Below are 15,294 nucleotides of genomic sequence, written 5' to 3'. Positions count from 1 at the left end.
AGCCATGTCGACGAACACGATCGACGCGGCCGCGGTCGCGCTGAGCCCCCTCACCGGTCCGCGGACCGACACCACGATCACGAAGGTGACCGTCACCCCGGTCGCCTTCGTCGACCCGCCGTTGCTCAACACGGTGGGTGTCCACCAGCCCTACGCACTCCGGGCGATCATCGTGATCGAGACGGCGGGCGGCGTGCGCGGACTCGGCGAGACATACGCGGACACCGCACATCTCACCCGGATGGAGGCCGCTGCCGACGCGATCACCGGCCTCGACGCCTTCGCGCTGCACCGTCTCCGGGACGCGATCGACGCCCGGATCTCGACGCTGGCGGTCACCGGTGGCGACGGGGTGGCCGGGATGATCACCACGGCCAGCACCACCGACCGTGTCTTCTCGCCGTTCGAGGTCGCCTGTCTGGACATCCAGGGCAAGACCCTCGGACGTCCGGTGAGCGACTTGCTGGGTGGGCGTGTCCGGGACCAGGTGCCGTTCAGCGCGTATCTGTTCTACAAGTGGGCGGCGCATCCCGGTGCCGCCGGGACCAACGGTCTCCCGGACGAATGGGGCGAGGCGATCGACCCGAGCGGCCTGATCCGGCAGGCGCACCGGATGATCGACCGCTACGGGTTCACCGCGATCAAACTCAAGGGCGGGGTGTTCGACCCCGACGAGGAGATCGCCGCGATCAAGGCGCTGCACGCCGAGTTCCCCGGTGTGCCCCTGCGCCTGGACCCCAATGCGGCGTGGACCGTGGAGACCTCGTTGCGCGTCGCGGCCGAGCTGGCCGGCATCGTCGAGTATCTGGAGGATCCGACTCCCGGACTCGAGGGGATGGCCCGGGTCGCCGAGCAGGCGACCATGCCGCTCGCGACCAACATGTGCGTCGCCGCCTTCGATCACCTCGAACCCGCGGTGCGCAAGAGGTCGGTGTCCGTCGTGCTGTCCGACCATCACTACTGGGGCGGTCTACAGCGGTCACGCCTCCTCGGCGGTATCTGCGAGACCTTCGGACTCGGTCTGTCGATGCACTCGAACTCGCACCTGGGCATCAGCCTGGCCGCGATGGTGCATCTCGCGTCTGCGACGCCCAACCTCACCTACGCCTGTGACACCCACTGGCCGTGGAAGACCGAGGACGTGGTCAAACCGGGTGCCCTCCGCATCGTCGACGGCGCGGTGCCCGTCCCGACCGGTCCGGGGCTGGGTGTCGAACTCGACGAGGAGTCGCTGGAGGCGCTGCACCAGCAGTACCTCGACTGCGGGATCCGGGATCGGGACGACACCGGTTACATGCAGTCCATCGATCCGGGCTTCGTCAACTCGAGCCCGCGGTGGTGAACGCGCCCACGAGCGTCGCCGCGGTGGTTGCGTGAACTCCAGCCCGCGGTGGTGAACGCGCCCACGAGCGTCGCCGCGGTAGGCTAGCGTCATCCACACCGGCCCGCAGATTGCGGGCTGACGATGCCGAAAGTGGATCGATGTTCTCTCTGTCGCGCCTGTCCTGCTTCATCGCGGTCGCCGAGGAGCTGCATTTCGGCCGGGCGGCCGAGCGGTTGCACATGACGCAGCCCCCGCTCAGCAGGCAGATCCAACAGCTGGAGCACGAACTCGGCGTCCAGTTGATCGAACGCAGCAGCCGGGCCGTGTCGCTCACCGCGGCCGGCGCGGCCTTCCTGCCCGACGCGCGGCGGATCGTCGCGCTCGCCGAGGGTGCGGCCCTGACCGTCCGACGGGTGCCGGCCGGCGATCTGGGGACCGTGAACATCGGGTTCACCGGGGCCTCGGCACGGGCGGTGTTGCCCCGGCTCATGCAGACCGCGCGCGAGAAGCTGCCGGATGTGCGGTTGGTGCTGCGCGAGATGGTGACCGTCGCGCAGGTCGAGGCCCTGGTCCGCGGGGATCTCGACCTCGGCATCGTCCGTCCGCCGATCTCTCGACCGGGTGTGAATTCTCGTCCGCTGCACCATGAACGGCTGGTCGCCGCGCTCCCCGCCGACCACGAGTTCGCCGATGTCGAGCACCTGGCGATCGAGGACTTCGACGGTCAGGCGGTCATCATGTACTCGCCCACGGACGCGCGGTACTTCAACGAGCTGTTGATCAGCACCTTCACGGCGGTGGGGGCCTCACCCCGCTATGTCCAATACGTCACCCAGGTGCACACGATGCTCGTATTGGTGCATTCCGGGCTGGGGATGGCCCTGGTGCCCGAATCGGCGATGACCATGCACCCCGATGGGGTGGTGTTCAAAGAGGTGACCGCGATCCGCGATCGTCCGGTACAGATGAACATCGCGTGGCGGGCCGACAACTCCAACCCGGCTCTCGCCCGGTTGATGAGAGACGTTCTCCCCGAACGAGAGTGGATCTGACGGCGGCCTCGACGGACGCGGCGGATTCGCTTCCCTCGTTCGACGCTGCTCGACCAGCAGTAGGCGCGGGGGAGAACCCGGTCAGACTGCGGCGCGTACGGGTGGCTTGACCGCGACCACCGGACACTGCGCGTCGAGCAGGACGCGCTGGACCACACTGCCGGTCAGCAGTTTGCCGACCGGCGAACGCCTGCGCTGGCCGATCACCAGGAGTTCGGCCGCGTCGTCGTACGACGCGTCGATGAGCTGATCGGCATGCGACAGACCGGGATCGTTCTCGGCGACACGGTAATCCACCTCGCCGGCCTGGGCCAGGTCACGCGCGTTCTCGAGGTCGACCAGGAACTCCGGCGACGAGGCGTTGTCGCCATCCGCCACGACCACGACGTCGGTACCGCGCATGCGAGCCTCGGCGAAGCCGAACGGAAGGGCGCCGCGACCTTCGGGTGTCGGAAGATAGCTGAGCACGACAGACATCAGATGTCCTTTCGCAGTGCGGGATTCGGTGCGACAACCGGGGTCGACAGGTCGCCGGTCCGCAGGAACGAGTCGAGGTTGGCAAGGGTGAGTTCTTCCATGGCGGCGCGTGTCTCGACGGTGCCGCTCGCGAGATGGGGGAGCAGCACGACGTTGTCCATGGAGAGCAACGCTTCGGGCACCTCCGGCTCGTGCGCGAACACGTCCAGGCCGGCGCCCGCCAGTCGTCCGTGCTGCAGCAGGTCGACGAGCGCGGTCTCGTCGACGACGCTGCCGCGGGCCACGTTGATCAGGAAACCGTCGGGGCCCAGCGCCTCGAGGACGTCCCGGTCGACGAGATGACGTGTGTTCGCGCCACCGGCGGCGGCCACGATCAGCACGTCTACCTGCGCGGCGAGCTCGGCCGGTGAGGCCGCGTAGCGGTACGGGGAGTCGGCCATGCGGTGGCGATTGTGATAGGCGATGCGGCAGCCGAAGGCATCGAGACGGTGAGCGATGGCGGAGCCGATGCGGCCGAGTCCGAGGATGCCGACGTCGGTGCCGGAGACCTTCCGGGTGAGCGGAACGTTGCCCTCCAGGGGCCAGCGCCCGGCGCGGACGAAACGATCGGCGGCCGAGAGTCCGCGCATCGTGTCAAGTAGCAGCCCGACCGCGGTGTCGGCGACGCAGTCGGTGAGGACGTCCGGGGTGTTGCTGACGCCGATACCGAGTTCGGTGGCCCGCGCGACGTCGGTGGTGTCGTAGCCGACGCCGAAGTGGACGATGGCGCCGAGGTTGGGCAGTGCGGCCATCAGGTCGGCGTCGACCCCGGTCCGGCCTGAGGTCACTACCGCGGTCACCGCGTCGGCATTGCGGTCGAGGAAAGAGGCCCGGCTCTCGTCGTCAGGCAATCGCTCGGCGCCGTACGTGTCGGCCAGGCGCTCCTCGAGCGACGGCTTGAGGGGTCCGACACGCAGCACGGAACCGATCTGAGGCGAAAACTCCTCTGATGCAACGGGTTCCGGTGCTGTCGCGGTGCCGGCTGAACTGCTCGTCATGATCGACCTCCAGGAGTGCAGGACACAGACCGGTCCTTCGGTGGATGCGTTCCACGCTAGAAGCGCTCACGGATACCTGTCCAACACGCAAATAACATGGATCGATACTGAAACTGTATAGATGTGACGCCGTCGATTCGGAAGGCGGAACGCCGGAGCGGAGAACTGTCAGGTCAGCGGCCTTTTCTGGCGATCCGGACGTCGGCTCGGGCGCTTTCCGGGGGCGGCCAAAACCCACTGAAACGGCCGTTTCCTGGGCTTTTGTGCTGTTGACGCCGTCAATCCGACGCTCATAGCGTGTGTCTACCGTCACAAACGCGGTCGAGCCCACCGCGAGATCACTCGCAGTCTTTCTTTCAATGGAGGTCCCCATGCAGATCGCAGTCCTGCGATCCCGGAAGCGCCCCGCCGGGTGTCTGCTGGCCCTGTCCGCGGTGGCCGTGCTCGCGGCCACCGGCTGCAGCGTCGCCAACACGACCGCCGGCGAGAGCGCTTCCCCGGACACCCTGCGCATCGTCCTGCCCCAGGAGCCGCCCACCCTGGAGCCCTGCGACGCCTCGCTCACGGCGACCGGCGTCGTCGTCCGATCCAACATCACCGAGCCGCTGATCGAACGAGACCCGAACAGCGGTGCGCTCGAGCCGAGTCTCGCGACCGAGTGGACCCAGGTGGAACCGAATGTCTGGCGCTTCACCACAGCGTCGGGCATCCGATTCAGCAACGGGCAACCGTTCGACGCCGAGGATGCCGCATTCTCCATCCGCCGCACGTTCAACGGGGCGATCGGCTGCGACGTCAACGGCTACGTCTTCGACGACAGCACCCGTGAGGTGACCGTGGTCGACCCGAACACCGTCGAGGTCCGCACGGCGACCCCCGACCCGATCCTCCCGTTGCGCCTGTCCTTCATCGAGATCGTCCCGCGCACCACCGTCGCCGATGACAAGGTGCGGGTCCCGATCGGGACCGGTCCCTACATGGTCGACTTCTGGGACTCCGGTCAGCGGGTCGCGCTCAAGGCGAACCCGAACTACCACGGCGAGGCGCCCGAGTTCACCCGCGCGGTGTATCAGTGGCGCAGCGAGGGCAGCGTCCGTGCCGCGATGGTCACCAACGACGAGGCCGATGTCGCCACATCGCTCGGCCCCGAAGACGGAGCCGGTGATCTCGGTATCGCCTACACCAACAACGAGACGACGGCCCTGCGTGTGCAAGCCACCGACGCGCCGCTGAACGACTACCGGGTGCGCGAGGCCATCGACCTCTCCATCAATCGCGACGGCATCGTCGACGCGCTGTTCCAGGGCCTGGGCATCCCCGCGGCCCAGCTGGTCGGCAAGGGCATCGTCGGATACAACGATCGGCTCACCCCGACGCCCTACGACCTCGACCGGGCGCGAGAACTGGTCGACGAAGCTCGTGCGGACGGGGTGCCGGTGGACCGGACCATCCGGCTCATCGGACGCACCGGCCAGTTCCCCAAGATCAACGAGACCATCGAGAACCTCCAGTTCACGCTCAGCGAGATCGGCCTGGACGTCAAGATCGAGATGATGGACACCTCCGGTCAGATGCAGTATCAGACAAGGCCTTTCGTTCCCGGTTCCGGTCCGGTGCTGCTGATGATCATGCACGGCAATCAGGCTGGTGACACCCAGTTCACCCTGGACCAGTACATGCTGTCCGACGGTTACCAGAGCACATACGGCACTCCGGCCTACGACGAGCAGATCCGCGCGGCCGAGGCGCTGACCGGAGCCGCACGCCAGAACGCGCTCGCCGACGTCCTGGCCGCCGAGCCACGCGAGATCCGCCAATACGCCTACATCGCACACATGCAGGCTGTCCTCGCGAAGTCGAGCCGTGTTGCCTACCAGCCCAATTCGGCCACCGGCGACGAAATGCGTCTCGCCGAGATGACCCACGCGCCAGCCCAGAACGACTGAAACAGAGGCGATGACCGATGCTCACCTTCCTCCGGCGCCGGATGTTCACCAGCCTGATCCCGCTGATCATCGTCTTGTTCGGCGTGTTCTTCATGGCTCGGCTGACCGGCGACCCCACCAATCTCTACCTGCCCGTCTCCGCGACCCCCGACCAGCGTGCCGAGTTCGCGGCGGCGAACGGTCTCGACAAGCCGGTCTGGCAACAGATGACCGACTACCTCGCCGGTGTCGTCCACCTCGATTTCGGTGAATCACTCAAGACGGGCCAGGAGGCGGCAGGCATGGCCCTGCGGGCTTTCCCGGCCACGCTGCAGCTCGCCTTCGTCACATTGGTGCTGTCGATCCTCGGCTCGATCATCATCGGCTGCTGGGCGGCCTACCGCCCGAACTCGCTGGCCGACCGGTTCTCCAGCCTGCTGTCGATGACCGCGGCCAGCGTCCCCGACTTCTGGTTCGCGATCACCGGGATCTGGATCTTCGCGGTCGTCGCCGGCTGGCTGCCGACGTCGGGCACCGGCGGGATGCTGGCCTGGGTCCTACCCATCGCGACCCTGATGATCCGGCCACTCGGCGTGCTCACCCAGGTCGTGCGCGGCGCCATGGTCTCCGCGCTGTCGGCTCCCTACGTCAAGGTGGCGCGGAGCAAGGGGGCCGGGGATCTGCGGATCGTCACCCACCATGCCCTCCGCAATGCGGCTGCCCCCGCCCTCACCGTGGCAGGCGATCTCGCGGTCGGCCTCATCAACGGTGCGGTCATCGTCGAGGCCATCTTCGGATGGCCCGGCATCGGCAAGCTGATGATCGACTCGATCCTGCAGCGTGACTTCGCGGTCCTGCAGGCAGCGGTGCTCCTCACCGCCATCAGCATCTTCATCCTGAACATCGTCATCGACGCGGGCCTCGCGCTGCTGGACCCACGCGTTCGTGACAAGGCCACGGTCTAGTCGCCGGCGACCATCGAGGAGTACTGACACCATGTCCATCGTCACCGATCCCGTCGACTCGACGAGTCCCGTCGCCTCGACCGACATCACCGGCGACTCCGTCGCCACCAAGAAGGTGCCCGCCGGGCAGTTGCCGTTGTGGCGGTTGCTGTTCCGCGACAAGTTCGCGACCGTGGCGGCAGGCATCCTGACCCTCGTCCTGCTCACCGCGATCTTCGGTCCGTGGCTCGTCGGCGACGCCGCCACCGACCAGAACCTCGACGAGTCGAATCTCCCGCCGTTCAACCTGGACACGGGCTGGATGAACATCCTGGGCACCGACCCGCTCGGCCGCAGCATGCTCGCCCGGCTCATCGTCGCGTGTCAGACCACACTGATGGTCTCCCTGCCTGCCGTGATCATCTCGTGCGTCGTCGGATCGGCGATCGGCATGTGGGCGGGTTACCACCGCGGCTGGCGGGAGACCACCGCGATGCGCATCGCCGATGTCATCATGAGCTTCCCGTCCCTGCTGCTCGCCGTCGTGATCCTGTATGTGTTCTCGCCGAGCGCCGCCAACATCATCGCGGTGCTCGCGATCACCCGCATCCCGATCTACCTGCGTACGGCACGCGCCGAATCCGCCGAACTGCAGAGCCGTGTGTTCGTCGACGCGGCACGGACTTTCGGTGCGAGCAGCGGTGCGATCCTCCGCGGTCACGTGTTGCCGATCCTGCTGCCGACGCTGCTCACCGTCGCCACGCTCGACTTCTGTTACGTGATGCTCGCCGAGTCGTCGCTGTCGTTCCTCGGCATCGGCATCCAGCCGCCCGACATCAGCTGGGGATTGATGGTGTCGCAGGGCCGGACCTATCTGCAGACGGCGTGGTGGCTGTCGTTCTTCCCGGGTCTGGCGATCGTCATCACGACCGTGTCGGCCACGATGCTGGCCGCATGGGCGCGCATCGCGACCGACCCCGGCCAGCGGTGGCGACTGACCACCCCGAACGCGCGCAAGCGGTTCTTCTCCTCACGAAAGGCGCTGCGATGAGTGCTCCCGCCCTCGACCGGCCCGATGCCGGCACCGACGACCGGGTCGCACTCGACGTCGTCGACCTGACCGTCGATCTGCGGACCCCCACCGGCACTGTCCGCGCCGTCGATCACGTCTCCTTCCGTGCCCGTCGCGGCGAGACCCTGGCGCTTCTCGGCGAATCGGGGTGCGGCAAGTCGATGACCGCTCAGGCGCTCGTCGGCCTGCTCGACCCGATCGCCTCGGTCTCCGACGGGTCGATCACGCTCGATTCCGTCGATCTCGTCTCCGCGTCGCCGTCGAAGCGGCGTGACGTGGCCGGCACCGAGCTCGCCATCGTGTTCCAGGACGCGCTGACCGCCCTCAACCCCGTGTATCCGGTCGGCACCCAACTCGCCGAACCGTTCCGGATCCATCGTCGGATGTCGAAGAAGAAGGCCCGTCTCGAGGCGATCGAGCTGATGCGTCACGTGGGCATCCCGGAACCGGAGTCCCGGGTCGACTCCTACCCCCACCAGTTCTCGGGCGGCATGCGCCAGCGTCTGCTGATCGCGATGGCGGTCGCGCTGAGCCCCAAGGTGCTGCTCGCCGATGAGCCGACCACCGCGCTCGACGTGACCGTGCAGGCCCAGATCATGGCCCTGCTGGGCCGGCTTCGTGCCGAGCACGACATGGCGGTCGTCCTGATCACCCACGATCTCGCGCTCGTCGCCGAACAAGCCGACCGTGTCGCGATCATGTACGCCGGCAACGTCGTCGAGACCGGACCGGTGGCCGAGGTCTTCGGAAGTCCGAAACACCCGTACACCAAGGGACTTCTCGATTCGGTACCCGTCAGTGCCGAACGCGGCGCCGACCTCAAGTCGATCGGTGGAACCCCGCCCGACCTGCACTCCATCCCGACGGGGTGCGTGTACCAGGCGCGGTGCCCGCTGGCTCGGGCGCAGTGCGTCCAGGAACGTCCGACGCTGACCGCAACCGGCATCAACCGTGCCGCCGCCTGCCACTTCTCGGAGGAGATCGACAATGTCTGAGACGACGACGAGGTTCGCCAAGGCCTCGACCGCGGACGGCGGTGCACCGCGCGGCGAGACGTCACACGGCACCAGCCGGGTCCTCGAGGTGCGCGACGTCGGCAAGACGTTCGCCGTGTCCGGGAAGGGCGGCCGCAAGCAACTGCGGGCGCTCGACGGTATCGACCTCGAGCTCCGTCGCGGTGAGACGCTCGGACTCGTCGGCGAATCCGGTTGTGGCAAATCCACTCTCGCGCGCACGCTGATGATGCTCGAGCGCCCGGACACCGGCACCGTGCGCTGGGACGGTACCGATCCCTACCGGCTCAAGGGGAAGGACCTGCTCGCTCTGCGTCGTAAGGTGCAGATGGTGTTCCAGGATCCCTACGCCTCGCTGAACAACCGCATGACGGCGGCCGAGATCATCGGCGAACCGTGGCGCACCCACCGGGATCTGTACCCGCGCAAGCGAGATCGGGCCGCTCGGGTGCGCGAGTTGCTGCACCTCGTCGGGCTGCGACCGAGCGACGAACACCGCAGTCCGCAGGAGTTCTCCGGCGGCCAGCGCCAGCGGCTGGGGATCGCCCGGGCGCTCGCTCTCGATCCCGAGGTGATCATCTGTGATGAACCGGTCTCCGCGTTGGATCTCTCGGTCCAGGCGCAGGTGTTGAATCTGCTCAACGAACTCCAGCAGGAACTCGACATCTCCTACATCTTCATCTCGCACGATCTGTCCGTGGTCCGCCACGTGGCCGACCGGGTCGCGGTGATGTACCTCGGTCGGATCGTCGAGACGGGCAGCACCGAGGCCGTGTTCGACCATCCCGCGCATCCATACACCGAGGCGCTGATGTCTGCGGCACCCACGCTCGACGCCGAGAACCGTCGTGAGCGAATCCTTCTCAGCGGTGAGGTGCCCTCGCCGCTCAACCCGCCGTCGGGGTGCCGGTTCCGCACGCGCTGTGCCCATGCCACCGACATCTGTGCGACCGCGCTCCCGCCGGCCGTCACCGATCACGGCGAGATCGGGCACGTCGCCGAGTGCTACCACCCCCGCGGGCGGGTCGGACTGGGTATGCCCGCTCCGGCAGCATGACCGCGCCGGACAGCACGAATGTCCAGCCCACGTGAGTGTCGTGGCATGCGTGATCATCGCCGTCGCCGTGTTCCTGGCGTCCTGCATGCAGGCGTCGATCGGGTTCGGGATGGGCATGCTCGCCGCTCCGGTGGTCGCCCTGGTGGCGCCGACGCTGCTCCCCGGCATGCTGATCGCGTCCGCGACGACCGTGACGTTGCTGGTCGTGATCCGCGAGCGGGGGAGCCTGGACCTGCGCGGTACCGGGTGGGCGCTGATCGGTCGAGTGCCCGGAACCATCGCCGGCGCCCTGCTGCTGGTGTGGTTACCGACCCGCGGGCTGTCGCTGCTGCTGGCCGCGGTCGTCCTCGGCGGGGTGGCGGTCGCATCGGTCGGGTGGCGGCCCGCCCCCGGGCGCCGCAACCTGGCGACCGCGGGAGCCGCCTCCGGACTGCTGGGCACGGCAACGTCGATCGGCGGCCCACCCATGGCACTGGTGTACTCCGGCAAGGAGAGCGCACATGTTCGCAGCAACATGAGTGCGTTCTTCCTCGTCGGCAGTCTGATGTCGCTGGCCGCCCTGGCCGCGACCGGCAGCCTGCGCGCAGAGATCCTCTGGGCATTCGTCGCACTGACACCGGTCGTCGTCCTCGGCTTCGTCGCGTCCCGTCTCGTCAACCGGCTGCTCGACCGGAACCGGTTGCGCATGGTGTCGATCACGGTGTCGGGCATCGGCGCGGCCCTGCTCATCGGCCAGCAGCTCTTCTTCTGAATTCTCGAAAGGACCAACCATGACGACAGCGACTCCGACGCCGGCCGCCACGACGACCCCGGTCGTCACCGAGATGCGGGTGATCCCCGTCGCCGGCCGGGACAGCATGCTGCTCAACCTCTCCGGCGCGCACGCTCCGTTCTTCACGCGCAATCTGGTGGTCCTCACCGACTCCGAGGGCAACCAAGGTGTCGGCGAGGTCCCGGGTGGCGAACCGATCCGCACCACGCTCGACGACGCCCGGCCGATCGTCGAAGGGCGCGGGATCGGGGAGTACAACGCCGTCCTGCAGGACATCCGGCGAACTTTCGCCGACCGCGACCGGGGCGGCCGGGGAGATCAGACCTTCGACCAGCGCATCACGATCCACGCGGTGACCGCCGTCGAATCAGCTCTGTTGGATCTCCTCGGCCAGCACCTCCGTGTTCCGGTGGCGGCGCTGCTCGGCGAGGGACAGCAACGCGATCGGGTCGCGGCGCTCGGCTACCTGTTCTTCGTGGGGGACCGCACCAAGACAACGCTGGACTATGCCGACGGTGCCGACGAGACCGACGAGTGGATGCGCCTGCGCCATCAGGAGGCTCTCGACGCCGACGGTGTGGTCGCCCTCGCCGAGGCAGCCCAGAAGCGCTACGGCTTCGCCGATTTCAAGTTGAAGGGCGGGGTCCTGTCGCCCGAGGAGGAGGCCGATGTCGTCACCGCACTCGCCGAACGCTTCCCGGCGGCGCGGGTGACCCTCGATCCCAACGGTGGCTGGCTGCTCGAGGAGGCGATCCGTATCGGTGGTCGTCTGCGCGACGTGGTCGCCTACGCCGAGGACCCGGTGGGGCCGGAGGGCCGGTTCTCCGGCCGTGAGGTGATGGCCGAGTTCAAACGCGCGACCGGCCTGCCGACGGCGACCAACATGATCGCCACCGACTGGCGCGAGTTGGGGCACACGATCCGGACGAATGCGGTCGACATCCCGCTGGCGGACCCGCATTTCTGGACCATGGCCGGCTCGGTCCGCGTCGCGCAACTGTGTGATGCGTGGGGGCTGACCTGGGGTTCGCACTCCAACAATCACTTCGACGTGTCGCTGGCCATGTTCACGCATGTGGCCGCCGCCGCACCCGGTGAGATCACCGCGATCGACACGCATTGGATCTGGCAGGACGGACAGCGCCTCACCACCGAGCCGTACGAGATCGTCGACGGTCACCTCACGGTTCCCGACCGCCCGGGACTCGGTGTCGAACTCGACATGGAACAGGTGGACGCCGCCCACCAGCTGTATCTCACCGAAGGGCTCGGCGCCCGGGACGACTCGATCGGGATGCAGTTCCTGATCCCGGACTGGACCTTCGACAGCAAACGGCCCGCTCTCGTGCGGAGCTGACGTCGTGGCGGAATCGCACAGTGGTGGTGGTGGTCTGAAAGTCGTGGTGGGCGAACGGAACTTCGCGCCACACCGCGACCTGTTCGAGAGTTTGCTGCCCGTCGGGGTGGACACCTCCTGGCACGCGGTCTTCGACGAGGCGGCGCTCGTGACGGATCTGGCCGATGCCGATGTCTACATCGGCGGTCGGGTGACTCCGTCGATGGCTCGCGCGGGTTCGCGGCTGCGGCTGGTGCTCACCGGCGGTGCCGGCACCGACAAGGTGAGTTTCGACGACCTCCCCGCGCACACTCTGGTGGCCAACACGTTTCACCACGAGGACTCGATCGCCGAATACATCGCCGCCGCGGCGGTGACCGTGCGCCGAGACCTGCTCGTCCAGGATGCGGCCCTCCGGCGGGGTGTCTGGGCGTCGGCGGTCTATCGAGACGGTGTGCCGCAACCGCAGACCCTCCGCGGGGCCATGGTCGGTTACGTCGGCTTCGGCCACATCGGGCGGAGAACCGCGGATCTGCTGGGTGCTTTCGGCGCGCGGGCCTGCGCGGTGACGGGGTCCGGCCGGGTCGCCGACGATTCCGGACTCGAATGGCACGGCGACACCACCGATCTCGGCCGGCTGATGACGGAGTCCGACGTCGTGGTCGTCTCCGCACCGCTGACCTCGAGTACCACCGGGATGATCGATGCCGCGCATCTCCGCCGGCTCGGGCCCTCGGGTGTGCTGGTGAACGTGGGCCGCGGTCCGCTCGTGGTCGAGCAGGATCTGTTCGAGGCGTTGCAGGACGGGGTGATCGGCGGGGCCGCGGTCGATGTCTGGTATCGCTATCCGACGGCCGGTGACGAGGCGGCTCCGTCGGATCTGCCGTTCGCCGAGCTGCCCAATGTCCTGATGACCCCGCACATCTCGGGGGTCACCCGCGACACCTTCGTCGGCCGGGTGCGCGACATCACCGACAACATCTCCCGGCTCCTCGCCGGAGAAGACATACTGCGCGTCGTCACACCGACCTGATCTCGATGCGCGACCAACGTCCCGCTCCTCACCTCGAAAGAAACAACCCCCACTGCTCCGTGATCCGAAACAGGCGCCCCCCGCTGCTCCCTGAGGAGCGAGCTTGCGAGCGTCCCCTCTGCTCCCTGAGGAGCGAGCTTGCGAGCGTCACGAAGGGTCCTGGTGAGATGCGTGGCGGACCCTTCGTGACGCACCCTCCGCAAGCTCCGGGCGCTCCTCAGGGAGCAATGGGGGCGCTCCTTTCGGATTAGGGACCAGAGGATTCGGCACACGCTTGAAGCGGACCCGCTCAGGCGTCGGCGGTCTCGGTTCGGGCCGGCTCGGGCGCTGCACGCTTCCCGTTCTGGAACAGCAACGGGTAGAGGAGACCGCCGATGAGACCGCCGATCAACGGGGCGAGCCAGAAGACCCACAGCTGACCGGGCGCGCCGTTGCCGTTGAAGAAGGCGACCGCGGTCGAGCGGGCCGGGTTGACCGAGGTGTTGCTGATCGGGATCGAGATCAGATGGATGAGGGTGAGGCACAAACCGATCGCCAGCGGCCCGAAGCCCACGGGGGCGCGCCCGTCGGTCGCACCCAGGACCACGATGAGGAAGAACGCCGTCAACAGGACCTCTGCGATGAGAACCGCGGTGAGGGAGTAGTTGCCGGGGGAGTGTTCGCCGTATCCGTTGGCAGCCATGTTGCCCTCCGCCACGAACCCGGGTCGACCCTTCGCGATGAGGAAGAGCATCAGGCCGGCCAGCAGGCCACCCACGACCTGTGCGATCCAGTAGGTGGGCAGCTCCTTCCAGGACATCCGTCCGCTGATGGCGGCGCCCAACGTGATCGCGGGATTGAAGTGTGCTCCCGAGACGTGTCCGACCGCGTAGGCCATGGTCACCACGGTGAGGCCGAAAGCCAGCGAGACGCCGAGGAATCCGATCCCCACCTGGAAGGTGTCCTGACCGTCGTCGGATTGCGCTATCTGCTTGGCGGCGTAGATCGCGCTGCCGCATCCGCCGAAGACCAACCAGAATGTGCCGAAGAACTCAGCGGCGAGTCGTGCTGCGGGTGACGGGGAAGGCATGGACGTCCTTTCGCTCGGTGACCTGACCGTCGAGGCGCGCGAAGTGCCTCATCCTTCGAATGGCTCACACAGTAGCGGTGCCACCGTGAATCGGCAGCGTTACGGCAAATCCTGTACACGTCAGTGAAGATGGGGTGGACGAGAGTTGTCCCTTGGGATCAACGGCGAAACGTCGAGTGCATCTCCCAGAACAGAATCTCGGTGTCCATCGTCGCGGATACGGTGACGTCGCCGTGATCGGTGGTGCGCAGGGCATCACCCTCGGCGAGCTGTATGCCGTCGTCCAACTCGACACCGCCCCGCGCCACGTACAGGTGTCCGAAGGGCGCCGGGGGGAGAATGACCGACTGCCCGGACCCGAGACGCGCGACATGCAGTGCCGCATGGGGATTCTTGATCGAGATCGCCGTGGTGTCGGTGTGCTCGGGCATTCCGGAGGCGACGGTGACCAGGCCGCCGGCTGCGAGGTCGGTGGTGAAATCGCGCTCGGCATAGCCGGGTTCACCTCCGGCGTGTTCGGGCGCAACCCACATCTGGATGACGCGAAGGTCCCGGTCCTCGCTCCGTCGAGAAGCATTCGCCTCGGTATGGGTGATACCGCGGCCCGCGCTCATCCGCTGCGCGACGCCGGGGGTGATCACGCCCGTGTTGCCGAACGAATCACGATGAGCGACAGCGCCTTCGAGCACCCACGTGATGATCTCGGCGTCGCGGTGAAAATGTGCGTCGAAGCCTTCGCCCGCGTCGACGCGATCATCGTTGTGCACGAGCAGGACCCCGTGGGCGTTCGCGGTCAGATCGAAGTTGCCGGTGACCGGGAAGGACTGGCGGGAATCGAGCCACTCGCTCCGGAAGCCATGTCGGCCGGCGGCTCGGATGACCTGCCGTGTGGTGACGGCCGCGGCTCGTGCTTCGCTCATCGTCGACTCCGATCTGGTCCGGGAACTCGGCCGACTCAACCGTCGCCGCACAGGCGCTATTCCGGTCCGTGGCGGCGCCTCGCTAGTTGTACTGACCCGCCAGGTTGGGTACGCGACTGACGGGTGAGTTGCCTCGCAGTGCGGTGTGGCCGCGTTCGTGATTGTAGGTGCGAAGGAACTCGGGGAAGGCTGCGACGCGTTCGGTTTCGCTGAGGTAGGGGCGGGCGTAGGCCCATTCCTCCTGCAGGGTGCGGTTGAAGCGT

General features: G+C 67.4%; 15 protein-coding genes. 10 read left to right on the top strand and 5 right to left on the bottom strand.

The window, feature by feature from the left end; all coding sequences use genetic code 11:
* Positions 1-4 precede the first annotated feature (4 nt).
* Both ABIC25_RS19305 and ABIC25_RS19300 read left to right on the top strand, forming a co-directional pair.
* Entirely contained in the window at positions 5-1,342 is a 1,338-nt protein-coding gene (locus ABIC25_RS19305) for a glucarate dehydratase family protein (RefSeq protein WP_354562744.1), read from the top strand.
* A 140-nt stretch (positions 1,343-1,482) separates the two neighbouring features.
* Positions 1,483-2,376, top strand: a complete 894-nt coding sequence (locus tag ABIC25_RS19300; protein ID WP_004019861.1) for a LysR family transcriptional regulator — start codon at positions 1,483-1,485, stop codon at positions 2,374-2,376.
* An 81-nt stretch (positions 2,377-2,457) separates the two neighbouring features.
* On the opposite strand, the gene ABIC25_RS19295 is transcribed toward ABIC25_RS19300, so the two are convergent.
* On the bottom strand, positions 2,458-2,853 hold the full coding sequence (locus tag ABIC25_RS19295) for a universal stress protein (protein WP_004019862.1): 396 nt from the start codon (positions 2,851-2,853) through the stop codon (positions 2,458-2,460).
* Complete coding sequence (locus ABIC25_RS19290; protein ID WP_354562742.1) at positions 2,853-3,890, bottom strand: 2-hydroxyacid dehydrogenase; 1,038 nt, start codon at positions 3,888-3,890, stop codon at positions 2,853-2,855. The genes ABIC25_RS19295 and ABIC25_RS19290 overlap by 1 nt, the downstream gene beginning before the upstream one ends.
* A gap of 371 nt (positions 3,891-4,261) precedes the next feature.
* Here ABIC25_RS19290 and ABIC25_RS19285 point away from each other — a divergent pair, with 371 nt between their 5' ends.
* The 8 genes from ABIC25_RS19285 to ABIC25_RS19250 are packed head-to-tail and all read left to right on the top strand — an operon-like array spanning position 4,262 to position 13,042.
* The gene (locus ABIC25_RS19285) at positions 4,262-5,836 is read left to right on the top strand and encodes an ABC transporter substrate-binding protein (protein ID WP_354562740.1); all 1,575 of its coding nucleotides are present in this window, start codon (positions 4,262-4,264) and stop codon (positions 5,834-5,836) included.
* Positions 5,837-5,853: 17 nt separating this feature from the next.
* Positions 5,854-6,780 carry an ABC transporter permease gene (locus ABIC25_RS19280; RefSeq protein WP_004019867.1) on the top strand — a complete coding sequence of 309 codons (927 nt, stop codon included), beginning with the start codon at positions 5,854-5,856 and terminating at the stop codon, positions 6,778-6,780.
* A gap of 31 nt (positions 6,781-6,811) precedes the next feature.
* Positions 6,812-7,810, top strand: coding sequence for an ABC transporter permease (locus ABIC25_RS19275; protein ID WP_248642900.1), 999 nt, complete (start codon positions 6,812-6,814; stop codon positions 7,808-7,810).
* Positions 7,807-8,826: an ABC transporter ATP-binding protein gene (locus ABIC25_RS19270; RefSeq protein WP_354562739.1), complete on the top strand. Its 1,020-nt coding sequence runs from the start codon at positions 7,807-7,809 to the stop codon at positions 8,824-8,826. Before ABIC25_RS19275 ends, ABIC25_RS19270 begins: the two co-directional genes overlap by 4 nt.
* Positions 8,819-9,901, top strand: coding sequence for an ABC transporter ATP-binding protein (locus ABIC25_RS19265; protein WP_354562737.1), 1,083 nt, complete (start codon positions 8,819-8,821; stop codon positions 9,899-9,901). Before ABIC25_RS19270 ends, ABIC25_RS19265 begins: the two co-directional genes overlap by 8 nt.
* 31 nt (positions 9,902-9,932) lie before the next feature.
* Positions 9,933-10,652: a sulfite exporter TauE/SafE family protein gene (locus tag ABIC25_RS19260; RefSeq protein ID WP_101819539.1), complete on the top strand. Its 720-nt coding sequence runs from the start codon at positions 9,933-9,935 to the stop codon at positions 10,650-10,652.
* 19 nt (positions 10,653-10,671) lie between these two features.
* A complete protein-coding gene (locus ABIC25_RS19255; protein ID WP_064569814.1) occupies positions 10,672-12,030 on the top strand; it encodes an enolase C-terminal domain-like protein in 1,359 nt (452 codons plus the stop codon).
* Positions 12,031-12,064: 34 nt separating this feature from the next.
* A complete protein-coding gene (locus ABIC25_RS19250; RefSeq protein ID WP_354562880.1) occupies positions 12,065-13,042 on the top strand; it encodes a 2-hydroxyacid dehydrogenase in 978 nt (325 codons plus the stop codon).
* A gap of 289 nt (positions 13,043-13,331) precedes the next feature.
* Here the strand turns inward: ABIC25_RS19250 and aqpZ are convergent, their stop codons facing one another.
* The 3 genes from aqpZ to ABIC25_RS19235 all read right to left on the bottom strand — a co-directional run.
* Positions 13,332-14,111, bottom strand: coding sequence for an aquaporin Z (gene aqpZ, locus ABIC25_RS19245; protein WP_354562736.1), 780 nt, complete (start codon positions 14,109-14,111; stop codon positions 13,332-13,334).
* Positions 14,112-14,269: 158 nt separating this feature from the next.
* Positions 14,270-15,031 (bottom strand): pirin family protein, encoded by a 762-nt coding sequence (locus ABIC25_RS19240; RefSeq protein WP_004019876.1) that lies wholly within the window; start codon positions 15,029-15,031, stop codon positions 14,270-14,272.
* Positions 15,032-15,113: 82 nt separating this feature from the next.
* The coding region (locus ABIC25_RS19235) for an integrase core domain-containing protein (RefSeq protein WP_354562734.1) at positions 15,114-15,294 on the bottom strand (181 nt) is incomplete at its 5' end.

This window comes from Gordonia sp. PvP123, from assembly GCF_040547295.1.
Lineage (GTDB): Bacteria > Actinomycetota > Actinomycetes > Mycobacteriales > Mycobacteriaceae > Gordonia > Gordonia terrae.
The sequence above is the reverse complement of the archived record's forward strand: the minus strand, read 5'-3'. Positions and strand labels throughout refer to the sequence as shown.